At 41.4% G+C, this 21005-nt stretch carries 25 protein-coding genes; 16 read left to right on the top strand and 9 right to left on the bottom strand.

Features of this window, described 5'->3' with window-relative positions:
* Window positions 1-7: 7 nt before the first annotated feature.
* Window positions 8-343: a YdbL family protein gene (locus GZH31_RS02895; RefSeq protein ID WP_074988845.1), complete on the top strand. Its 336-nt coding sequence runs from the start codon at window positions 8-10 to the stop codon at window positions 341-343.
* A gap of 36 nt (window positions 344-379) precedes the next feature.
* Here the strand turns inward: GZH31_RS02895 and GZH31_RS02900 are convergent, their stop codons facing one another.
* Together GZH31_RS02900 and waaA are read right to left on the bottom strand one after the other, a co-directional pair.
* Window positions 380-901 (bottom strand): DUF1415 domain-containing protein, encoded by a 522-nt coding sequence (locus tag GZH31_RS02900; RefSeq protein WP_036971769.1) that lies wholly within the window; start codon window positions 899-901, stop codon window positions 380-382.
* Window positions 902-929: 28 nt separating this feature from the next.
* The gene (gene waaA / locus GZH31_RS02905) at window positions 930-2201 is read right to left on the bottom strand and encodes a lipid IV(A) 3-deoxy-D-manno-octulosonic acid transferase (protein WP_180311356.1); all 1272 of its coding nucleotides are present in this window, start codon (window positions 2199-2201) and stop codon (window positions 930-932) included.
* Window positions 2202-2354: 153 nt separating this feature from the next.
* On the opposite strand from waaA, the gene GZH31_RS02910 reads away from it, so the two are divergent.
* The 3 genes from GZH31_RS02910 to hldE are packed head-to-tail and all read left to right on the top strand — an operon-like array spanning window position 2355 to window position 5867.
* A complete protein-coding gene (locus GZH31_RS02910; protein WP_180311357.1) occupies window positions 2355-3809 on the top strand; it encodes a capsule assembly Wzi family protein in 1455 nt (484 codons plus the stop codon).
* 28 nt (window positions 3810-3837) lie between these two features.
* Window positions 3838-4428 carry an SIS domain-containing protein gene (locus tag GZH31_RS02915; protein WP_036970972.1) on the top strand — a complete coding sequence of 197 codons (591 nt, stop codon included), beginning with the start codon at window positions 3838-3840 and terminating at the stop codon, window positions 4426-4428.
* Window positions 4428-5867, top strand: coding sequence for a bifunctional D-glycero-beta-D-manno-heptose-7-phosphate kinase/D-glycero-beta-D-manno-heptose 1-phosphate adenylyltransferase HldE (gene hldE / locus GZH31_RS02920; RefSeq protein WP_036970970.1), 1440 nt, complete (start codon window positions 4428-4430; stop codon window positions 5865-5867). The genes GZH31_RS02915 and hldE overlap by 1 nt, the downstream gene beginning before the upstream one ends.
* Here the strand turns inward: hldE and GZH31_RS02925 are convergent.
* Window positions 5857-6579, bottom strand: coding sequence for a 3-deoxy-D-manno-octulosonic acid kinase (locus GZH31_RS02925; RefSeq protein WP_036970968.1), 723 nt, complete (start codon window positions 6577-6579; stop codon window positions 5857-5859). The genes hldE and GZH31_RS02925 overlap by 11 nt on opposite strands.
* Window positions 6580-6704: 125 nt before the next feature.
* Between GZH31_RS02925 and GZH31_RS02930 the strand changes: the two genes are divergently transcribed.
* The 6 genes from GZH31_RS02930 (at window position 6705) to glpG (ending at window position 11935) form a co-directional block, all read left to right on the top strand.
* Window positions 6705-7763, top strand: a complete 1059-nt coding sequence (locus GZH31_RS02930) for a glycosyltransferase family 9 protein (protein WP_075594086.1) — start codon at window positions 6705-6707, stop codon at window positions 7761-7763.
* A complete protein-coding gene (gene gmhB, locus GZH31_RS02935) occupies window positions 7763-8323 on the top strand; it encodes a D-glycero-beta-D-manno-heptose 1,7-bisphosphate 7-phosphatase (protein ID WP_065978004.1) in 561 nt (186 codons plus the stop codon). The genes GZH31_RS02930 and gmhB overlap by 1 nt, the downstream gene beginning before the upstream one ends.
* A 150-nt stretch (window positions 8324-8473) precedes the next feature.
* Window positions 8474-9670 (top strand): glycine C-acetyltransferase, encoded by a 1197-nt coding sequence (locus tag GZH31_RS02940; protein ID WP_180311358.1) that lies wholly within the window; start codon window positions 8474-8476, stop codon window positions 9668-9670.
* Window positions 9671-9724: 54 nt separating this feature from the next.
* Window positions 9725-10750, top strand: a complete 1026-nt coding sequence (gene tdh, locus GZH31_RS02945) for an L-threonine 3-dehydrogenase (protein ID WP_180311359.1) — start codon at window positions 9725-9727, stop codon at window positions 10748-10750.
* A 55-nt stretch (window positions 10751-10805) separates the two neighbouring features.
* Window positions 10806-11123, top strand: coding sequence for a thiosulfate sulfurtransferase GlpE (glpE, locus tag GZH31_RS02950; RefSeq protein ID WP_065978005.1), 318 nt, complete (start codon window positions 10806-10808; stop codon window positions 11121-11123).
* The gene (glpG, locus tag GZH31_RS02955; RefSeq protein WP_065978006.1) at window positions 11120-11935 is read left to right on the top strand and encodes a rhomboid family intramembrane serine protease GlpG; all 816 of its coding nucleotides are present in this window, start codon (window positions 11120-11122) and stop codon (window positions 11933-11935) included. The genes glpE and glpG overlap by 4 nt, the downstream gene beginning before the upstream one ends.
* A 33-nt stretch (window positions 11936-11968) precedes the next feature.
* Here the strand turns inward: glpG and GZH31_RS02960 are convergent, their stop codons facing one another.
* Complete coding sequence (locus GZH31_RS02960) at window positions 11969-12376, bottom strand: flagellar basal body-associated protein FliL (RefSeq protein ID WP_036970946.1); 408 nt, start codon at window positions 12374-12376, stop codon at window positions 11969-11971.
* Window positions 12377-12542: 166 nt separating this feature from the next.
* On the opposite strand from GZH31_RS02960, the gene GZH31_RS02965 reads away from it, so the two are divergent.
* Together GZH31_RS02965 and ubiA are read left to right on the top strand one after the other, a co-directional pair.
* Entirely contained in the window at window positions 12543-13088 is a 546-nt protein-coding gene (locus GZH31_RS02965) for a chorismate lyase (protein WP_180311360.1), read from the top strand.
* The gene (ubiA, locus tag GZH31_RS02970) at window positions 13085-13963 is read left to right on the top strand and encodes a 4-hydroxybenzoate octaprenyltransferase (protein WP_036970938.1); all 879 of its coding nucleotides are present in this window, start codon (window positions 13085-13087) and stop codon (window positions 13961-13963) included. Before GZH31_RS02965 ends, ubiA begins: the two co-directional genes overlap by 4 nt.
* Here ubiA and GZH31_RS02975 read toward each other — a convergent pair whose 3' ends face one another.
* From GZH31_RS02975 to GZH31_RS02990, 4 genes are all read right to left on the bottom strand, one after another.
* Window positions 13964-14584, bottom strand: a complete 621-nt coding sequence (locus GZH31_RS02975) for a 2OG-Fe(II) oxygenase (protein WP_036970936.1) — start codon at window positions 14582-14584, stop codon at window positions 13964-13966.
* 129 nt (window positions 14585-14713) lie between these two features.
* Window positions 14714-15601 carry a LysR family transcriptional regulator gene (locus GZH31_RS02980; RefSeq protein ID WP_065978067.1) on the bottom strand — a complete coding sequence of 296 codons (888 nt, stop codon included), beginning with the start codon at window positions 15599-15601 and terminating at the stop codon, window positions 14714-14716.
* 122 nt (window positions 15602-15723) lie between these two features.
* Complete coding sequence (locus tag GZH31_RS02985; protein WP_036970933.1) at window positions 15724-17250, bottom strand: DUF3369 domain-containing protein; 1527 nt, start codon at window positions 17248-17250, stop codon at window positions 15724-15726.
* A gap of 52 nt (window positions 17251-17302) precedes the next feature.
* Window positions 17303-17710 carry a DUF2721 domain-containing protein gene (locus tag GZH31_RS02990; RefSeq protein ID WP_036970930.1) on the bottom strand — a complete coding sequence of 136 codons (408 nt, stop codon included), beginning with the start codon at window positions 17708-17710 and terminating at the stop codon, window positions 17303-17305.
* Between the two features lie 85 nt (window positions 17711-17795).
* On the opposite strand from GZH31_RS02990, the gene GZH31_RS02995 reads away from it, so the two are divergent.
* From GZH31_RS02995 to tsaD, 3 genes are all read left to right on the top strand, one after another.
* Window positions 17796-18161: a DUF2007 domain-containing protein gene (locus tag GZH31_RS02995; RefSeq protein ID WP_075594087.1), complete on the top strand. Its 366-nt coding sequence runs from the start codon at window positions 17796-17798 to the stop codon at window positions 18159-18161.
* Window positions 18145-18735, top strand: a complete 591-nt coding sequence (locus GZH31_RS03000) for a YjaG family protein (RefSeq protein ID WP_036970924.1) — start codon at window positions 18145-18147, stop codon at window positions 18733-18735. The genes GZH31_RS02995 and GZH31_RS03000 overlap by 17 nt, the downstream gene beginning before the upstream one ends.
* A 61-nt stretch (window positions 18736-18796) precedes the next feature.
* On the top strand, window positions 18797-19810 hold the full coding sequence (tsaD, locus tag GZH31_RS03005) for a tRNA (adenosine(37)-N6)-threonylcarbamoyltransferase complex transferase subunit TsaD (protein ID WP_036970921.1): 1014 nt from the start codon (window positions 18797-18799) through the stop codon (window positions 19808-19810).
* A 1-nt stretch (window position 19811) separates the two neighbouring features.
* Here the strand turns inward: tsaD and plsY are convergent, their stop codons facing one another.
* Window positions 19812-20420 (bottom strand): glycerol-3-phosphate 1-O-acyltransferase PlsY, encoded by a 609-nt coding sequence (gene plsY / locus GZH31_RS03010; RefSeq protein WP_036970917.1) that lies wholly within the window; start codon window positions 20418-20420, stop codon window positions 19812-19814.
* Between the two features lie 227 nt (window positions 20421-20647).
* Between plsY and folB the strand changes: the two genes are divergently transcribed.
* The gene (gene folB / locus GZH31_RS03015) at window positions 20648-21004 is read left to right on the top strand and encodes a dihydroneopterin aldolase (protein ID WP_036970914.1); all 357 of its coding nucleotides are present in this window, start codon (window positions 20648-20650) and stop codon (window positions 21002-21004) included.
* The last annotated feature ends 1 nt before the right edge of the window (window position 21005 follow it).

Raw genomic sequence — 21005 nt, forward strand, 5'->3', positions numbered from 1 at the left:
AGCAAACATGCGTAAATTCCAACTTAAAAAATTGAATGTGATCACTTTAATCAGTGCTGTTTGTTTATCATTTTCTGCTTGGGCTATTAGCCTAGATGAGGCTAAAAACCAAGGATTAGTGGGTGAAGATAGCTCTGGTTATCTCGGATTAGTCGTCAATAACAGTGAAGCGAAAGCCGTGGTTGATGAAATCAATGCGAAGCGTAAAGAGCAATACTTGAAACTTGCCAAAAAGAACAATTTATCTTTAGCGCAAGTAGAGGCATTGGCGGCCGCGAAAACTATCGAAAAAACAAAACCTGGTCACTATATTGAAGTGAATGGTCAATGGGTAAAAAAATAACCTATTAAAGGTGCTAAAAGCCAGCGAAAGCTGGCTTTAGCCTTTATCAATACAGCTTTTTAACAGCTGCTGCCAAAAGTCGATACCCTTGCGTCTTGCAAGTTTAATATTATGCTCAGGAATAGATTCAGGCTCATCGTAGTTGGCGAGCGCTTCGCTCATACTCGCTTCACGAATTAAATGAAGTGTCGGGTACGGAGCACGGTTTGTATAATTTGCAGCATCTGTCTCATCACTATCTGCAAACACATAATCGGGATGAAAATTAGCGATTTGATATTTCCCTTCAAAGCCTTGTGCAACCAGTAGTGCGTTGGCTAGGTCAACCAAATCTAAAAACTCGTCAAAATCACTAAAGCCTTGCTCAAACATTAGTAAAGTTGTTTCGCGCTGCTCATTGTGGTCAAGTTCCGTGCATTGCTCAAGCATATCCATGACAGCATCATCTAGTGTTACTGACGGACTGACTTGATAGTGAATACAGTTGTTTTCTACTTCTTTACGGGCAAATGGGCAAAAGTTGTATTTCACAATGACACTTGATACCCATTCGCGCATTTGTAGTTCGGGACGGCTTTTTGGCAGGTTATGATTCACGTTGTTTCTCTAAAAATTGCTTAATTAATTGCACTGTTTTACGAATAGCACCTTGATTATTAACAACACATTTTGCGGCTTGTTGACCTAACTTAACGAGGGCCTCGTTATCGGCACTTAAAGCGATAAGTGTTTCGGCAAGGTGCTGTTCATTGTTAACTGTTTTAGCACCTTCAGCGTTTATAAGCTCAGGGTAAATATGGTCAAAATTATACGTGTGAGGACCTGCTAGTACGCCAACTGAAAATGCCGCAGACTCGAGTGGGTTATGGCCACCTCGTTCAATTAAACTGCCGCCAATGTAGCTTATGCGAGCAACGCCATACAGGCATTGTAGTTCACCTAAGGTATCGGCAAGAACGACTTGTTGGCTCGTATAATTATTCTCGCTGCGACGACTAAAAGTCATGTCTGAATGTTTAAGGAGTGATGCTACTTTATCAAATTGTTCAGGATGACGCGGAGCTATAATTAACAGGGCATCGGGTACTACACTGAGCAACTGCTGATGTGCACTTAGAACACGCTCATGTTCAATTGGGTGGGTTGAACCTGCAACCCAAATAAAGCGCGCGTTGTTATATTCGCTTTTAAGAGCGGCGACTTTATCTAATTGCGCGCGCGTGGGGGTTATATCAAACTTAATTGAGCCAAAGACACGCACCTTCTGCGGCGCTAAACCTAACTCAATAAAACGGTTAGCATCATCTTGGTTATGACTGGCAAGGGCGCTAATTGAGTTCATAATCACGTTTGTTAAAGGCATCACTTTTTGATACCCCTGCTGCGACTTAGCTGAAAGCCGCGCATTTAAAACAAGTACTTCAATATTGCGTTTTTTACATTGCGCCATTAAATTGGGCCACAACTCTGTTTCCAGAATGCACAGGACGCGAGGCTTAATTCGCTTTAAAAACCGGCTGGTGGCACACGGGAAATCAATCGGTAAATAACAGCAACTGAGCGTATTTTTAAAGTTGTTCTTTATTTGCTCACGACCAGTGGGTGTATTACAGGTTACTAAAATACTTAGCTGCGAATTTTTCTGTTGCAGCGCCTTGATAAGTGGCGTTGCTGCTAAAACCTCACCAACAGACGCGCAATGTATAACCACGTCATGCTGTTGTAATGATGAAACACCAAAACGATGTGTAAAATGCGCACGGTAGCCTTTATTTTTTTTTCCACGCAAAGCGTAAAGGTAGAAAATAATAAGCGGGCTAAGAATGTATAAAATGAGAGAATATAAAATACGTGCCATTGGTTAGCCTATCAGTGTAAAACATTATGATAGCGTGTTAGCCAATCGAGCTAAATATAAAATGTTAAAAAGGGTTATCTTGCAGAGTTTTAAGTGTTTCGTCGCCGCTAATTTGGTAGTATTTCAGTTACTTTATATTTAGTCTTTATAGTTATGAAATTTAAAATGATAAAAGCCACGGCTATAAGCGTGTTACTCAGTTGCTCTTCTCCTTTATTGGCAACACCCACCGCTTACTTACCGATTGGCATGGATGCACAGCTTGATCATCAATTAGATACTTTATTTGCATTAACCTCAAGCACACCTATGACGAAGCCATATCGTTTGGCTGAGGTAGAATACGCACTTAATAAACTTGAAAATAAAGCGCCAAGTTTGGCTGCAGCGATCCGCGCTAAGATTAAACCCTATCAGCGTGAAGATGCTATTACGCGTGTGGGTCTAAAATTTCAGGTCGATGGTGATACTACGAAGAAAATTGCTAATCAACGTGGTTTAAGCTCAGATGAGTGGGGCCAAGGCTTTTTTGAAGGTATTTGGCGTGCAAACGATTATACCTTAGTACAAGTTGGTGTTGATTACAGAGCCAAGCAAAATAAATTTGTGAATTACAATACTTTTGTAAGTTTTGCTGGAGATGATTTACAACTGAATGTTGGTTATAAAGAACATTGGTTTTCACCGTTTAAACATTCAGCTCAAATTATTTCTACTAATGCAAAAACAGCCCCTTCTATTTCATTAGGTATGGTGCAACCTGCGCATAATTGGTGGAATTTTGACTTTGAGCTGTATTATTCTGAATTAGAGCATGTCGAAAACGGTATTTTATATCAAGGGGAGCTGCATAGCGGCACGCCAAAGCTTGCTGGTACGCATTTCAGTATAGAGCCCCTAAGTGGTTGGAAAATTGGCATCAACCGTATGATGCAATTTGGTGGTGGTCCTCGAGAAGTAAATGCTAGCGATGTTTTTAAGGCTTTTTTTGACCCTGCGGGTAATGATAATGGCGAGCTTGCAGGTGGGCCAGATAGTGAGCTAGGTGATCAGTTTGCATCTATCACTAGTACTATAAATTTTGATTTTGGCCTTCCAACCGAGTTGTATTTTGAGTACGGTGGCGAAGACACAAAAGAGCACCAAAATTACCAATTTGGCAATGTTGCTTACAGCATCGGTGCTTTCTTCCCACAAATAACGGATACCGTTGCGTTACGTTATGAACATACAAATATGCACAGTTTTTGGTATAAAAATTATATTTATCCAACCTCTGGAAATACCGTTGATGGTTTTGTCGTAGGACATTTTGCAGCGGATCAACGCTATTTCGGAGATGGTGTTCCATCTCAAACTCATGTATTAGAGCTGAGCTACTTAGAGTCTTTGAGCTCTTTATGGGTAGCGAAATTATCGAGCATTAAAAATGAGAGTAACTACCATTATGATATTGGCGGTTATAGTAAAGAATACGAAAGTGCCATTGAACTTCAACTGAGCAATACGCGTCAATTGAATGAACATACACTCGAAACCACCCTGACTTATGGCGAAGATGTGTTTGGTGAGAATTATACTTGGCTATCTGTTGCAGTATACTGGTAGGTCTAGCCGTTTTTTTTAAGGAATTTATATGTCTAATCTTGATTCTGTAGCGGCAAGCTACCTAGAAAGTTTAAATCGTCATCAAATGCTGTTTGAGACCATGGAAACTTATCATCCTGAGGTGATGCAATTACTTGAAGCATGCCACAGCGCTTTGCAGGCAGGTGGTAAAGTAATTTGGTTTGGTAATGGTGGCAGTGCCGCCGATGCGCAGCATTTAGCGGCAGAGTTTGTTGTACGTTATAAGTTAGAGCGTGGGCCGCTTGCTTCAATCGCATTGACAACTGACACGTCAATTTTAACGGCGCACAGTAATGACTATCATTTTGATACTGTGTTTGAACGCCAAGTTCAGGCGTTGTGTAAACCTGAAGATTTAGTGATTGGCTTAACGACTTCAGGCACTAGCCCTAATATTAATCTTGCGCTTGCTGCGGCTAATGAAATAGGCGCTTTCACAGTGGCTTTAACTGGCCGTGACGGCGGTAAAGTGAAAGATATCGCGAAGCTGCCAATTATCATTAAAAACGATGAAACAGCACGCATTCAAGAAGCACATATGTTTATCGGTCACTGGTTATGTGAAGCCATTGATATGGTTGTAGCGGAGCAACAGTAATGGATTTAGCGTTACTTAAAAACTTATCTAAAGCGCGAATTTTAGTTGTTGGTGATGTGATGCTAGACCGTTACTGGCATGGTGACTCGGGTCGTATTTCACCAGAAGCCCCGGTGCCCGTAGTTAAAGTCAGTAAGTTTGAAGACAAAGCGGGTGGCGCTGCAAACGTGGCTAAAAATATTGCCCGTTTAGATGGTAAGGTCGGTTTATTAGGGCTTGTTGGTGAAGATGAGAGCGGGCAAATTCTTGAAACTATTTTGAGTTCTGAGAAAATTGATTCGCAGCTTGTTAGCGTCTGTGATTTACCCACCATATCTAAAATGCGCGTGATAAGTCGTCATCAGCAAGTGGTGCGCCTAGATTTAGAAGAAACCTTTACTGAACAACACAGCCAGTTGCTTTTGAATCGTTTAGAGTTAGTGTTAGATGATTATGACTTTGTACTATTTTCTGATTACAACAAAGGCTCACTAAGCTTAATTCAAGCCATGATCCAAGTGGCTAAAAATGCAGGTAAAACGGTTCTTGTTGATCCTAAATCATCGGATCTAAATTTGTATCGTGGTGCCGACTATATTACGCCAAACTTGAATGAATTTAAGCTGGCTGGTGGTAAAACTGAGTCTGAGCAAAGCTTAACCGAGAGTGCGCGCCAGCTTATTGAAGATGCGGGCGTTGCGGCGATGTTATTGACTCGTTCAGAGCAAGGAATGTCGTTAATCAGTCAAACTGAGAAGCATGACTTTGCGGCGCAGCAATTAGAAGTCAGTGATGTTACTGGTGCCGGAGATACTGTAATTGCTACATTAGCGGTGATGTTAGGCGCTGGCATGCAACCTAAAGATGCCGTTGAAATTGCTAATCTTGCAGCGGGTATTGCCGTAAGTAAACTAGGCGCAGCGACGGTATCTCCTGAAGAATTGAGTCGTAAATTGGGTCAGTACTTACAGCAAACCGGCGAGCATTATCAAACGCCATTTGAAGATGTGTTGCAGCATATCGAGTTTGCAAAACAAAATGGCGAGAAAATTGTCTTTACCAATGGCTGCTTCGATATTCTACACGCAGGTCATGTACGCTATTTAGCGCAGGCAAAAGCCAGAGGCGATCGTTTAGTTGTTGGTTTAAATAATGACGAATCAATCACGCGCCTTAAAGGACCTGAACGTCCAATAAACCCGCTTGAAGAGCGGGCTATGGTTCTCAGTGCGCTTGCATCGGTTGACTGGGTAATTCCATTTGGTAGTGCACAAGAGAGTGACACGCCAGCTAAGCTCATCGAGCAAATTAGCCCCGATGTACTGGTGAAAGGGGGTGATTACACGGTTGATCAAATTGCGGGTGCAGACCATGTATTGCGCCATGGCGGTAAAGTTGAAGTGCTTGAGTTCCTTAATGGTTGCTCGACGTCTAACGTCATCAGCAAAATTAAATCTTAAGCAATGCTTGGTAGTCACAATACAGTGACTGCCAATCACTTTGTTGCCAGTGCATTATCTCATTACGGCCTTGTTCTTTGGCAAATGAACGGGCAAGGCGTTTAATATTTTCTTGTTGCCACGCAATTTCGGGCTGTCTTATTTCACCACGGTCAAAATCGATAATAAAGACCTTACCCGCTTCGTCAAATAAAATATTATTGATATTCAAATCAGCGTGATAAACACCGCGGTTATGAAATTCACTGAGCGTTGTGGCCACATTCTTTAATTCGTCATGAGTTAACGGGCGAGTCACCAAAATATCTAAAAGGCTTTGTGCTCCTTTTACTGCCTCGGTGATAATATCGCCTCGATAAATAAAACCACTTCGTGTGACTTTTGCAGCGATAGGTGTGGGCACATTTAAGCCTAACTCAGTTAAGTGCATCATCAACGAAAACTCTTTGTAAACCCGCGTGTGCTCTAAGCCGACATACACATATTGATCTGTTAATAGTTTGCCTATGAGTCCGCCACGCCAATAATGACGCAATACACCAGTCAGTTGTTCATGCTTAAAAAACCAGGCCGTTGCTCGGCCTTTTTTAGCGCCAACTATTTTATTTTGTTGTTGCCAAAAGTGAGCATCAAACCAGTCATATGTAAGCATCTGAGTGTATGCAGGGTGGCACAAAAGGGTCGAATTTTGCAGATGCTGAATGTCGAACATAACAACTTAAAATATAAACAGTGAATAGCTATATAGTACCGCATTTTTAGCTTTTCGCATAAGTGCTTGCAATAGCATCAGGTTAATTTAAGATCGCCTATTATTTGCTGTTGCTAAGGGTGCACGTGACTCAATCAACCTCCTATTCAGATATTTGTATATTAAGGCTTTCGGCTATTGGTGATGTATGTCATGCGGTGTCGGCGGTGCAAGCAATTCAAAAAGCGCATCCTCATGCGAAAATTACTTGGGTTATTGGTAAAGTGGAAGCGATGCTGCTTGCTGATTTACCGGGTGTTGAGTTTGTTGTATTTGATAAAAAGCAGGGTAAGCAAGCATACAAACAACTTAAAGAAACCTTTAAAGGGCGAAAGTTTGATGTGTTACTTCATATGCAGGTAGCGCTCAGAGCTAATCTTGCTGCACGTTGTATACCTGCTAAAGTTAAAGTGGGCTTTGACTGGGCACGTTCAAAAGAATTACATAGCCTATTTATCAATAAGCGAATTGCAGCTCAAGCAGAAGCACATGTTCTTGAAGGGTTCCTAGGTTTTGCAAAAGCAATCGGTGTACCAGAGTATGAGCCTAGCTGGCAGATGCCAATAACAGATGCTCATCAACATACGGCAGATACTTTACTCGGTACAGAGCGGTTAGCAGGACGTATTTTTGTTATTTCACCTGCGGCCAGTAAAAAAGAGCGTAACTGGCTTCCTGAACGTTATGCTGCGCTCGCTGATTACGCTCATAATCAAGGATTCTCAGTTGTGATTACGGGGGGGCCAACACCTCTTGAAAATGAACTGGCTGAGCAAATTATTGCGCACAGTCACGTGCCTGTACTCAACTTAGTTGGTAAAACTCAGCTTAAAGAGTTGTTGTGTGTGCTAAAGCGTGCCTCATTAGTGCTTGCGCCTGATACAGGACCTGCGCATATGGCCGTTACAGTGGGTACACCGGTGATAGGTTTATACGCTCACTCAAATCCAAAACGCACGGGGCCTTATTTATATCAAAATTATGTTGTTGAGGTTTATCACCAAAACTTACTTGAGCAAACAGGTAAAACAGCAGACCAGCTGCCGTGGGGGACACGCGTTAAAGGTGCAGATTTAATGGCGCAGATACGTGTTGAAGAGGTTACTTTAATGTTTGATCTTGTTTTATTAAAAGAGCAATTGTGATGAGTAAAGTGCTATTTTTAGACCGCGATGGTGTTGTAAATATTGACCATGGTTACGTATACAAGCCAGATGATTTTGAGTTTGTGCCAGGGGTCTTTACGGCGTGTAAAAAGTTCACTGATGCAGGTTATGAAATTATCATCGTGACGAATCAATCTGGAATTGGTCGAGGCTATTACTCAGAGCAAGATTTTCACCACTTAAGTGAATGGATGAAAAATGAGTTTTTAAAACACGGCGTACACATTCTAGATGTCTATTTTTGTCCACACCATCCAAGTAAAGCGTTGCCTGCCTATTTACAAGAATGTGAATGCCGTAAGCCAGCGCCTGGCATGTTGTTGCAAGCGATTGAAGAGCACCACATAGATCCCGCTCAAAGTATCATGGTTGGTGACAAACTTGGCGATTTACTCGCTGGCGAAAGAGCCAATGTGGCAACGCGTGTTTTAGTGCGCTCTGGACAAAATTATGCAGAGTCAACGGAGCAGCATGCGCACTATGTATGCGACTCGTTAGCTGAATTACCTAATTTGATTTTACACTTACAGCAGGTATGACCAGTTTTTTCCTATCTACCGCGCCTAATTTAGGTTGTGCGACGAACTACAAACAGTGCAATTGTTCGCCTAAGCTTTTACAATAGGCGCAAATTTCACAGTCACAGCTAATCGGCTCTGATTACTTAAAAGATTATTTGGAGATTTCAGATGAGAGCATCTGCGTTTTTCACTCAGCTTCAGCAACAAATAGATGAAGTAAAAGCTGAGGGTTTATACAAAAGCGAACGTGTTATTACTTCACAGCAACAAGCTCAAATTGAAGTTGCATCAGGTGATAAAGTTATCAATTTCTGTGCAAATAACTACTTAGGTCTTGCAAATAGCCCAGAGCTAATAAAAGCCGCACAACAAGGCCTTGACGATCATGGTTTTGGTGTTGCGTCAGTGCGTTTTATCTGTGGTACTCAAGATATTCATAAAACATTAGAGCACAAAATTTCTGAGTTTCTAGAAACAGAAGACACGATTCTTTACTCATCGTGTTTTGATGCTAATGCAGGCTTATTTGAAACAATTTTAGGCCCAGATGATGCCATCATCTCAGATGCGTTAAACCATGCTTCTATCATTGATGGGGTTCGTTTATGTAAAGCAAAACGTTTCCGCTACGCTAATAATGATATGAGCGACTTAGAGAAGCAATTAATTGCAGCTGATGAAGCCGGGGCAAAAACCAAGCTTATTGCCACTGACGGTGTGTTTTCAATGGATGGCGTTATTTGTAATCTTAAAGCAGTATGCGACCTTGCTGATAAATACGATGCATTAGTTATGGTTGATGATTCTCACGCCGTTGGCTTTGTGGGTGAAAACGGTAAAGGAACACCTGAATACTGTGGCGTATTAGAGCGTGTCGATATCATTACCGGCACATTAGGTAAGGCGTTGGGCGGCGCATCAGGTGGTTATACATCAGGTAAAAAAGAAATTGTTGAGTGGTTACGTCAGCGTTCACGTCCATATCTTTTTTCTAATTCATTAGCTCCATCAATTGTTACAGCATCAATCAAAGTACTTGAAATGTTGAGTAACGGTGGCGAACTTCGCGCTAAATTATGGGATAACGCTCATTACTTCCGTGAGCAAATGGAAGCAGCAGGGTTTACCTGCGCAGGTAAAGACCACGCGATTATTCCAGTAATGCTTGGCGATGCGAAGGTCGCTTCGATGATGGCTGACAAGTTACTTGCTGAAGGTATCTATGTAACAGGTTTCTCATTCCCTGTTGTACCTAAAGGCCAAGCACGTATTCGTACGCAAATTTCTGCGGCGCATACAAAAGAGCAATTAGACACTGCAATTGCTGCCTTTACCCGTATTGGTAAAGAAATGGGTGTTATCTAATTTTATTTTCTAAACCGAAGCACCTGCTTCGGTTTTTTTAATTGAGTGTAAATCATGAAAGCATTATCTAAATTAAAAGCAGAACCAGGGATCTGGATGACCGATGCGCCAAAACCTGAGGTTGGCCATAACGATCTGCTTATTAAAATCCGCAAAACAGCAATTTGTGGAACAGATGTCCATATTTATAAATGGGATGAATGGGCACAAAACACTATTCCAACACCTATGGTTGTTGGCCACGAATACGTGGGTGAAGTGGTTGATATGGGTCAGGAAGTACGTGGTTTCCAAGTGGGTGATCGTGTTTCTGGTGAAGGCCATATTACCTGTGGTCACTGTCGTAACTGTCGCGCTGGTCGCGTGCATTTATGCCGTAACACAACAGGTGTGGGTGTGAACCGTGAAGGTGCATTTGCCGAATACCTCGTGATCCCTGCATTCAATGCATTTAAAATTCCAGATAATATTTCTGATGAATTAGCATCAATCTTTGACCCATTCGGGAATGCGGTACACACAGCGTTGTCGTTTGATCTTGTTGGTGAAGATGTCCTTATCACCGGGGCGGGTCCAATTGGTATTATGGCAGCAGCGGTTGCTAAGCATGTCGGTGCGCGTCATGTAGTGATTACTGATGTAAACGAGTACCGCCTAGATTTAGCGCGTAAAATGGGCGCGACACGCGCTGTAAACGTTACGAATGAAAACCTAGAAGATATTATGAAAGAGCTCGGCATGACCGAGGGCTTTGATATTGGTCTTGAAATGTCAGGTGTACCGGTTGCATTCAACAGCATGTTAAATAACATGAATCATGGTGGTAAAGTTGCCATGCTGGGAATTCCACCATCAGATATGGCAGTTGATTGGAATCAAGTTATTTTCAAAGGCTTAATTATCAAAGGTATTTATGGCCGAGAAATGTTTGAAACGTGGTACAAAATGGCGAGTCTAATTCAGTCTGGTCTTGACCTTAATCCAATTATCACGCATCAATTCTCAGTGGATGATTTCCAAGAAGGCTTTGATACAATGATTTCAGGCCAATCAGGTAAAGTAATCCTAAACTGGGATTAATACCGTAGAGTGTGATAAGGCGGCTTTCGGCCGCCTTTTTAGTTTAGAGAGTGTTATGTCATATAAACATATTTCAGTCAGTGAAACGTTTGCATTATTAGATAAAAATGATGTGGTGATTGCTGATATTCGCGACCCTAACTCATTTCAAGCTGGGCATATCCCTGGTTCTGAGCATTTATCAAATGCTAATATCAGTGAGTTTATGATGAACAAAGAGTTTGATCAGCCTATTATTATCGTTTGCTATCATGGCGTAAGTTCTCAAGGCGCAGCAAGCTATTTAGTAGAGCAAGGCTTTGAAGACGTCTACAGTATGGATGGCGGCTTTACAGCATGGCAGACACAACAACCGGAGCACATTGAACGATGATTGAATTGGGCAGCATTAATAATCCTCGCGCCGCGCAAGGCTTTATCGATTACATTAAAAGTAAAGGCTTGCAGGGTGAACTGCGCTCACACGATGGTAAGACAGTGATTATTTGTGTTGCTCCTGAGCATTTTCATCAAGCTCAGCCACTGTGGCAAGCGTTCACCGCGAATCCAAATGACGAAAAGTACCTTCAAGCATCGTGGCAAGTTGGCAGTACTGAGTCGCCGTTGTTATATCAAGGCCAGTCACTTAACCTAAAAGCACGCTTTAAAGCATTGAGCTGGTTAAACCGTACTGTGACCTTGGTTTCAATCGCTATTTTTGTGGCGTTTTTACTGGGTGGGTTTGAAACTCTTTATGGTATGTTGCAATTTAACCCTGCTAAGCCGCTAACCTGGTTTACCCCTGCGATTGTTCATTTTAGCGCTATCCACCTCATTTTTAACCTGATTTGGTGGATGACACTGGGTAATGACATAGAAAAACGCAGTGGTAAATTAACCTTAGTTGGGCTTTTCTTGGTGACGGCATTTATCAGTAATTGGGCACAGTTTTTAGTAGTTGGTCCGAACTTTGGTGGGCTCAGTGGTGTTGTGTATGGTTTGCTCGGTTTCTGTTGGATTTACAGTGTAATGCGACCTCAACAACCCCCGCTTGTTAGCAACAGTATTGTTGGCTTTATGCTGGTGTGGCTAATTTTAGGCTTTGTGGATATGTTGCCGGTTAGGATGGCGAACTGGGCACATTTAGCAGGGCTTATTGCGGGTATGGCTTACGCCATGTCAGATAAACTATTGTCGCGTAAGTAGTTTTATTAAATGTGACGGCCTTTGCCGTCACGTTTAATGGTATAAATACTTAGTAAACAACACTTCACGTACTATTTCTTGTCCAGTCTCTTGCTTTAACAGTGCTTTGAGTTTTTCTGTACAGCGCTTTCTAATTTCTTCACGGCCCGTGAGCGACTTGATATTTTCTTCAGGTTCTTTTGACAGTATCTCGACAATCGCATCACGCAATAGTGGAGTATGGTGCTCAACCACACCAATATCAGAAATATCATTAAGCATTAGATCAACAGTGATCCGTACATAACCCAGTTTTTTATTTCCTTGGCCAATATAATTAGTGATAATGTCAGGCTCAAAACCGAAGTAACCGACATTTGATTCTGCGCGTGTCGAGAAACTTGTCGTAGCGCCAATAACTAGCATGCTAATCAAGTAAATTGATAACAATGACTTTTTCATAGTTTAAGAATATCCCACCTATTCAATGGTTTTTAGTCTATACCCAAATTAACTTAAGATACAGGTTGTTCTCTGTTTTTTAACCCATGTAGAGATTAAATCATGACTTTTTCGAAACGGGTTGCAGTGATATCATTTACGCGGTTTTTATAATTATTGAGTCGTTGTGATTACATTCCCAGTTTCGTTAGCTGCGCATTGGCAGCCTGCTTCGGCATACCCTTATTTAACGCAACAGCAGCAAGGTTGGTTGCTTGAAGCAGGGTCATTGACGGCCAAGCTTAAGCGTCATTGCCAACACTTTTCGGTTAAAGTGCTCAATGAAGCCCCTTTTGATCTTACAAAGGAGCAACAAGCTTTATTAAATACGTCGTTGAGCCAAGCGCTTAACCGCGAAGTGCTACTATTATGTGATGATAAACCAATGGTTTATGCACAAAGTTGGTTACCCGCAGATGATACCTTAAAAAAGCAGCAGTTGCTAAGTATGGGAACACGGCCATTAGGGGATGTTATTTTTCAAGACCCAAGCTTATCTCGCACAGAGATAGAAGTGGCAGAGTTTAATGAGCAGCACACTATTCAAACTTTATTAGCTGTGCTTGGCAAAGAGTCTAAACCACTGTGGGGAAGACGAAGTGTATTTTCATTGTCAAATGCCCATTTTTTAGTGGCCGAAGTTTTTCTGCCAGAGGCTTATATTTACTTATGAAACTAGCTGCATTAAAAATCGCACACATTCCTTATTACAAACAACTTATGCGAACAGATAAGCCGATTGGTACTTTGCTATTGCTTTGGCCAACGTACTGGGCGTTATGGCTTGCAAATCAGGGAGCACCAAGCTTATTAAATTTTGTGGTGTTTAGTTTAGGGGTGTTTGTAATGCGAAGTGCAGGCTGCGTTATCAATGACTTTGCTGATCGTAAAATTGATGGTTCAGTAAAGCGCACAGCAACGCGTCCCCTAGCCGCAGGGCGAGTGTCCAGTGGTGAGGCGTTGAGCTTATTTGTGTTGTTAATTGCCGTGGCATTTGGATTAGTTTTAATGCTGGGGTGGTCGACGATTTTGCTCTCTTTGGGGGCTCTTGCGTTGGCATTTTGCTATCCGTTTATGAAGCGTTATACCCAATTGCCACAAGTGGTACTAGGAGCCGCATTTAGTTGGGCTATTCCAATGGCATACATGGCCTCAATTGGCTCAGTGCCAATTGAAGCGTGGCTGTTATTTATTGCAAACCTAGTGTGGACTGTGGCTTACGATACCATGTACGCCATGGTTGACCGTGATGATGATTTAAAGATTGGTGTTAAATCAACGGCCATCTTATTTGCACGTTTTGACAGGCATATTATTTTCTTACTGAATGCGCTATTCATTGCGATACTCAGTTACATTGGCATAAGCAATCAGCTTGATATGCCTTATTGGTTAGGCTTAATAGCGGCGATTGGATTTTTACTTTACCAGCAAACGCTTATTCACTATCGCGACAGAGAGCACTGTTTTAAAGCGTTTCTAAATAATCATTACGTCGGGCTGGTTATTTTTATTGGCCTTGTAGCATCCTTGCCATTACCGTTTTGATTATCGCGGTGGGTCGATAATGCCGCTTATTGAGGCATTTTTTCTGAACCAACCAGCAATTGAATAACGCACATCGTCTGCGGGTAATACCTCATGCATAAAGCGTTCGCTTTCAAACATGACTAATGTGCCTGCCTTCGGTTTTATGACCACTTCAATGTCTTTACTTTTAGGTTTATAAATAACCAACTCGCCGCCAGACGCGGGGCTATTTAGGTAGCAAACCGTTGTAAAAATACGGTTTGAGCGTCCTTTAAAGGCATCGTAATGCTTTTTATAAAAGTCACCTTGTTGGTACTTCGCATAGTGGCATTCATAATCAAACAAGCCCAAGAAAAACTCTCTATTTAACTGGGTCTTAATTGCTTCCATGGTCGCGAGATAAGTTATTTGCGCTTGGCTTGAGCTATCAAACCAAAAGGTCTTATCTTTGCGTACCGTTTTATCGATTTGCTGATCGTTTAATCTACCGATACCTGCAACATGAAAATGGGGATTAATTCGGTAACAATCTGCAATTAAATCATTTATCAACTGCTCATCAATTGCGTTTTCAACAATGGCATAACCAGTATGTTCAATTGCATTTAAATAAGTATTGGAAATAAGCTGCGCGGTCATTCATATGCACAATCAAAAAAAGGTGCGTAAGTGTATCTGAAAAAAAATTACATGCACGCTTTTTATGCAGTAAAACAATGAGGATGTATAAGCTGGCCTAACGTAGTCAAGCCAGCTTGATATGTGCATTTAGTTGTGGCTAGATAATGCTGTTTTTTCAATAAGATCTAATAAATAACTCACGTGCGAGTTTTCATTAATTTGTTGATTAGTTTGGATCACTAACTGTTCGTGAGCGATTCCTTTATTGGTTTTTAATACTAGCAATTCAGGGTCTGAAGAAACGCTGTTGGCATGCTCAATACTCGCAATCGCAATATGGTTTGACTTTTTCAAGCCTTCCATAACTTGTTCAATACTACCGACCTTAACGCTGGTTGATTTATTGAATGAATCAATTGCTTCGTTTAGCATCGATTGAACCGGCTTCGATTGTGAAAAACAGCTGTACATTGGGTAGTCTGTTAAGTCTTTCTTGCTAATGTCTGTTTTATTAGCAATTGGATGATTTTTTGATACAAATAAAATTAGCTGATCAGGCAAATGGATATCACTACCAATGCTATTCATGGCTTGTGAGCAAACGCTGATATCAATTTCACCAAGTTGCAGTTTGCGAATTAACTCACTTTGTTCTTGCAACTGCATTTCAATTTTAACATGTGGGTATTGTGCTAAAAATTGCCCACACGACACAGGTACAACTGCACTTGCTTTAGTTGTGTAGCCGATAACGAGCTTTTCGTTTTCACAACCATTTAATGACTCGAATAAACGTTTTTTTGTTTCTTCTAAATTATTAAGTGTTTGTTGTGCGTACTCGAGGAAAAGTTCACCTTCTTTGGTTAGCTTTACAGAACGAGTAGAGCGAGTAACGAGTTCATAGCCCACTTCATCTTCAAGTGTTTGAATACTACGAGTTAACGCTGAAGTGCTTATCTGGGTTTTTTCAGCAGCTTGGCGGAAGTGTCTGAGTACGCCGAGTGCAACGAATTGTTCAAGTTGTTCAAATCTCACTTTATATAGTCCCTTTTTATTAAGTAAGCCCTTACATTGAGTTAAAATAATAATACCTAACATTGAGTATAGTAAATTATTGTACCCATTTTTAAAAGTGTTGTTTTACAGGTAAGTTACAACTAGTCAGGGTAACGGTCTTTAATCTCCAAGAAAAGTGGTAAATTTTCAAGTAATAAGTCGACTAAAGTTGGATCAAAATGTTTCGAACGTTGATTTTTTATTAGTGCAAGTGCTTCATCGAGTGGCCACGCTTTTTTGTAACAACGGTCACTGCATAGAGCGTCAAACACGTCAGCAAGCGCAGTTATACGACCAACGATATGAATATCTTTACCTGCTAAACCGTGTGGATACCCAGAGCCATCCCACTTTTCATGGTGCTGAAGTGAGATCATTGCACCGCAAGTCATGATCTCGTTACTTGAATTTTTTAGAATTTCATAACCTACTTCAGCGTGTGTCTTCATTATTTCCCATTCTGTATCATCTAATTTTCCGGGCTTATTTAAGATGTTGTCAGGGATACTTATTTTTCCTATGTCGTGTAAGGGGGAGGCAAGCTTGATGATTTCACACTGAAAGGGATTAAGTTCTGATAGTTTTGCAAGTAACTCGCTGTATAACGCGACACGTTTAACATGTGAGCCTGTTTCTTTAGAGCGTTTTTCTACTGCTTCACCAAGAATATAGGACAATTCCTTTTGCGATTCTTTTACCATTTCGCGCAATTTAAGATTGTCATAGGCCAGTGCAATATTGTTTGCATAAAACTCAAGAAGTTGATGATCGGTAGCATGTAATTTACTTCCTTTATTTACATACAGCATAGTTTCAAGGCCCGCTTTGGTTGGAAAGTAACCAATGTAGTCGGTACTTGTTTTTAGTGATGACTTACGATCATGAGCATCAATAAATAAACTTTTAACTTCGTCAGGAATATTATTTTGACTGGGGATAGGCCCAACGCCTGAAGCCGCCAATAATTGAAAGTCTGTTGCAGGAGATGATTGTAAATTAACCGCGGCAGCACAATAAATTTGAGTGTCGTTTATACCCATCACATTTGTCACGTGGCTTAAAATAGTGGATGCAAATTCTTGCACACTGTCGCATTTTAAAAAGTTAGCTGAGGCATTTATGATTTGTTCGAGGCCATGTTTATGGCGATCAATAATTTGGATATCACGATGAGATCTCAGTGCAGAATAGAGCAGTGTTTTAATTTTTATGGCTGTTAATTCGGTTTTGTTTTTGTAATCGTTTATATCGTAATCACGGATAATAGATTCTTCAGGTGCTTCACCTGGTTGTCCGGTGCGCAGAATTAGGCGGATATGGTGGTTATCAATGTCGTCCCTAATATACTGAATAAGTTCAAGTCCGGCATGGTTTGTTTCCATGACGACATCAACAAGTGCCACTGAAAAAGGGATATCTTTTTTCAAAAGCTCTTTAGCCTCTGCTGCAGAATAGGCATCGTAGAAGCGTAAGCTTTTATTTTCAAATTGAAAACCAGCTAGTACAAGCTTGGTAACTTGATGAATATCTTCTTCGTCATCAACAACAAGAATATGCCAGTATTCTGGTTCTTCAGTTTGTACGTTATTTTCTTCTAACCGTTCTTCAGAAAATAAAAAATCATCCACACAAGCACCACTTATTGTCGTATCAGGTAACAATAAGTATAGAGGCAGAAATTTACTCTGCCTTATCCACTAAGGGTTTTTTTTCTATATTTCTTAATTCAATTTCTATTGCATCACATGAAATATGAATCTCATATAAAGAGGTAAGAAGCGATAAAGTTAAGCAAGCAAGACTGAGTCCAAATAATATGATGCCTGTTGTATTAAACTCAATAAACAAAGCGAACATTGACAAGGTACACATGAGAAATGATGCCACGCCGTAAACTTGCATTATACGAATCAGTTTAATACGCTTTCTGAGGTTGGCGATTTGTGCAACAACCAAAGGACGAATACTTTCTCCTTCTCGCGCATTCAGTTCTCGAATGAGTTGGGCAAGTACCAAAAAGCGATTGGTGTATGCAAGTAATAGTAAAGAAATGGCCGGGAATAACAGCCCAGGCGTTGTTAATGTCATAAGGCTACCTTCAATATAGGTTGTAGCAGGGTCAATTGCTAGGGTAGCTTAGGTTGCTAAAGCTGCAAAGTAAAAGAGAGTAAATTTGCATAAAAATAATTTAAATCAACCAACTACGTCAGAACCTTTTTCATGGGTACGTATCTACCAAGCCGCTAATGGGCTTGAAGCTAATATTATAAAAGGGCTTTTACATACCGCAGGAATACAATGCCAACTGCAAGGTGAGCTTCTGCAAGGTGCATTGGGAGAGATTCCCTTTGAACAAACGGGGGTTGATATTCTTGTTTACGCATTAAAAGAGCGCCATGCACAAGAAATATTGGTAAACTACCGGCAAGTAAAACAATCGGCTCCAGACTGGGTTTGCCCATCATGCAGCGAACTGAATGGCCCAACATTTGAAATATGTTGGTCTTGTAGGACTGTTAAGAATGACGAAAGCGAATAATTTTCAACGCATTAGAGAATTAAACTATTTGCAAAAAGCGGTATTAGGCGGCGCGCTTCTTGAGCGTATGTTGCCTAATTACAGCTTATTTAGTGAAGCAACTGGCTTTGGTGACGCAGCGGTATTTCGCAGCGCACTGAATGTATGCTGGGAAAAAATATTACTGCCAAAAAGTAAGATAAGCCTTGAAAAGCAAATTGAAAAAATTGAGCCTAATGTACCAGAGCTCAGTGACTTTGATATGTTTGGCACTTACCCCGCTATTGACACTGCAACCGCATTATTGGGAATGTTGCATGGTCTGATGGCTAAAGATGACCAAGAGTTTTTAAACATTAGCAAAATTTCACAAGCCTCTGTTGCACGCTTTATTGAATACCAATTAACGGTTGAAGGTGAAGTGGCTGATAACAAATCAGTCCGCGAACACCCGCTAATGCAGTACGAGATGGATGTGCTTGCAGAGCTAATTGATTTTGTTGAGCAAATGGGCCGAATTACCTCAGAAAACGTAAAAGAGCTCAAGCAGCTTGCTATTTCAGACGGTCAAACCAACATTGGTATTGCAATTTAGTGTTCAGTAATGCGTATTTTAGCTGTAAAATACGCGCTTATTTTTCTTGGCGGAGTAATTGATGCGAATTTTAGGTATTGAATCATCATGTGATGAAACAGGTATTGCCATTTACGATGATGAACAAGGCTTATTAGCACATCAACTATACAGCCAAGTTAAAGTGCACGCAGACTACGGTGGTGTGGTACCTGAGCTTGCATCACGCGACCATGTACGTAAAACTTTGCCATTAATCGACGCAGCTTTTGCGCAAGCCGGTTGTGGTCCTGACGATATTGACGGCATTGCTTACACCGCAGGGCCAGGTTTAGTGGGGGCTTTGTTAGTGGGCACCTCTATCGGTCGCTCTCTTGCTTATGGCTGGAATATTCCTGCTGTCGCTGTGCACCACATGGAAGGGCATTTACTGGCGCCAATGCTTGAAGAAGATAAGCCTGAATTCCCGTTTATTGCGCTACTTGTGTCGGGTGGGCACACAATGATGGTGAAAGTGTCAGGGATTGGTGAGTACGAAGTACTGGGTGAATCTGTCGATGATGCGGCAGGTGAAGCATTTGATAAAACAGCGAAGTTATTAGGACTTGATTACCCAGGGGGTCCTCGTTTAGCAAAACTAGCTGAGCAAGGCACGCCTGAACGGTTTGTGTTTCCACGTCCGATGACAGATAAACCTGGGCTTGATTTCAGCTTCAGTGGTTTAAAAACGGCTGCATCGCTTGCTATTCGTGACAGTGCTGATGATGAGCAGACTAAAGCTGACATAGCCCACGCATTTCAAACTGCAGTAATTGATACGTTGATTATTAAGTGTAAGCGTGCCCTTAAACAAACAGGTATTAAACGCTTAGTGATTGCCGGTGGAGTGAGTGCTAACGTTCAATTACGTGCGCAATTAGAGCGTGTAATGCAAGGCATGAAAGGTCGAGTGTATTATCCTCGCACTGAATTTTGTACAGATAACGGCGCTATGATCGCCTACGCGGGCATGCAACGCCTTAAAGCGGGGCAGTTTGCAAGCCTTGATATGAAAACTAAGCCGCGCTGGCCAATCGACTCATTAGAAGCGCTGTAACTTAGTCGTTGTTATTGTCAGGGGCTTTTTTCTTAGTCCCTACTTTTGGCTCTTCACCACTTAATAAACGGGTTATGTTTGCTCTGTGACGGAAAATAATCAACAGTGTTAAAAACGTGACTGGCAACGTATAAAGTGGTTTTATCCACCATGTATAAAGTGGGGCAAGCGACACTGTAATAAGTGCTGCAAGTGACGAATAGCGCGTTATTGCGATTATTAATAGCCAAGTCGCGATTAATAATCCACCTAAAGATAATCCAATAGGTAGTAAAGTACCAAAGGCCGTAGCAACGGCTTTACCCCCTTTAAAGCTGAAAAATACAGGGTACATATGCCCTAAACACGCTGCGACGCCAATTAAACCTAACATCAGCGGTTCGATTTTTAAGAAATAAGCGCCCCACACAGGGATGGTGCCTTTTAAAATATCAAACACCAGCACTAATACAGCCGGGACTTTTCCACCAAGTCGGTACACATTGGTGGCACCGGGGTTATTCGATCCGTGACTGCGTGGGTCTGGTAGTTTAAATAACCTAGACACGAGGATAGCGGAGGAAACCGACCCCAGTAAATAGGCTAAAACTAACATTAAAACTTCTAACACGCGCTTCCTTATTTTTAATCTGCACTTTTGGGCTATCATTGGCGGCAAAACCATCTGCCGCTACTTTTGAGTAGATAGTACGCTACATTTTGCAGTGCATCTACCCGTTATTGTAGAGGGAATTTTTATATATTTTAAAACTTTATGACAGCTCTGTGCGCATTATTGAAATTAATACGCGTATACGATAGGTATTGGTTTTAATATTTATGTCGCTTGGAGTATCAATGGACAAGGTATACATATCACAACTGCACGTAGACACCATTATAGGCGTGTATGATTTTGAAAAAGAAACGAAACAAAGCCTGTATTTTGATATTGAAATGGTGTGTGATATTTCAGCCGCAGCGGCAACCGATGATATAAACTTAGCGCTTGATTACGCTAAAGTCAGTGAACGCGTTATAGCGCACACGACGGCAAAACCCGTCGAGCTTCTTGAAACCTTAGTTGAACAACTCGCCGCGATTATTTTAACCGAATTTACAACCAGCCAAGTCACAATTCGTGTCAGCAAACCAGCTGCGGTTCCTCAAGCTAAAACGGTGGGAGTCGAAATCACCCGTCACAAGGCAAGTTAAT

The sequence above is a fragment of the Pseudoalteromonas sp. JSTW genome (genome assembly GCF_013423925.1).
Classification (GTDB): domain Bacteria; phylum Pseudomonadota; class Gammaproteobacteria; order Enterobacterales; family Alteromonadaceae; genus Pseudoalteromonas; species Pseudoalteromonas lipolytica.

Coding starts and splice junctions, on each gene's coding strand:
- glpE (WP_065978005.1), top strand. CDS start 10,806: ATGTCATATAAACATATTTCAGTCAGTGAAACGTTTGCATTATTAGAT.
- GZH31_RS02990 (WP_036970930.1), bottom strand. CDS start 17,710: ATGACATTAACAACGCCTGGGCTGTTATTCCCGGCCATTTCTTTACTA.
- folB (WP_036970914.1), top strand. CDS start 20,648: ATGGACAAGGTATACATATCACAACTGCACGTAGACACCATTATAGGC.
- GZH31_RS02915 (WP_036970972.1), top strand. CDS start 3,838: ATGTCTAATCTTGATTCTGTAGCGGCAAGCTACCTAGAAAGTTTAAAT.
- gmhB (WP_065978004.1), top strand. CDS start 7,763: ATGAGTAAAGTGCTATTTTTAGACCGCGATGGTGTTGTAAATATTGAC.
- GZH31_RS02900 (WP_036971769.1), bottom strand. CDS start 901: ATGCGCGAATGGGTATCAAGTGTCATTGTGAAATACAACTTTTGCCCA.
- hldE (WP_036970970.1), top strand. CDS start 4,428: ATGGATTTAGCGTTACTTAAAAACTTATCTAAAGCGCGAATTTTAGTT.
- GZH31_RS03000 (WP_036970924.1), top strand. CDS start 18,145: ATGACGAAAGCGAATAATTTTCAACGCATTAGAGAATTAAACTATTTG.
- GZH31_RS02895 (WP_074988845.1), top strand. CDS start 8: ATGCGTAAATTCCAACTTAAAAAATTGAATGTGATCACTTTAATCAGT.
- tdh (WP_180311359.1), top strand. CDS start 9,725: ATGAAAGCATTATCTAAATTAAAAGCAGAACCAGGGATCTGGATGACC.
- glpG (WP_065978006.1), top strand. CDS start 11,120: ATGATTGAATTGGGCAGCATTAATAATCCTCGCGCCGCGCAAGGCTTT.
- GZH31_RS02960 (WP_036970946.1), bottom strand. CDS start 12,376: ATGAAAAAGTCATTGTTATCAATTTACTTGATTAGCATGCTAGTTATT.
- GZH31_RS02940 (WP_180311358.1), top strand. CDS start 8,474: ATGAGAGCATCTGCGTTTTTCACTCAGCTTCAGCAACAAATAGATGAA.
- tsaD (WP_036970921.1), top strand. CDS start 18,797: ATGCGAATTTTAGGTATTGAATCATCATGTGATGAAACAGGTATTGCC.
- GZH31_RS02925 (WP_036970968.1), bottom strand. CDS start 6,579: ATGTTCGACATTCAGCATCTGCAAAATTCGACCCTTTTGTGCCACCCT.
- GZH31_RS02975 (WP_036970936.1), bottom strand. CDS start 14,584: ATGACCGCGCAGCTTATTTCCAATACTTATTTAAATGCAATTGAACAT.
- waaA (WP_180311356.1), bottom strand. CDS start 2,201: ATGGCACGTATTTTATATTCTCTCATTTTATACATTCTTAGCCCGCTT.
- ubiA (WP_036970938.1), top strand. CDS start 13,085: ATGAAACTAGCTGCATTAAAAATCGCACACATTCCTTATTACAAACAA.
- GZH31_RS02910 (WP_180311357.1), top strand. CDS start 2,355: ATGAAATTTAAAATGATAAAAGCCACGGCTATAAGCGTGTTACTCAGT.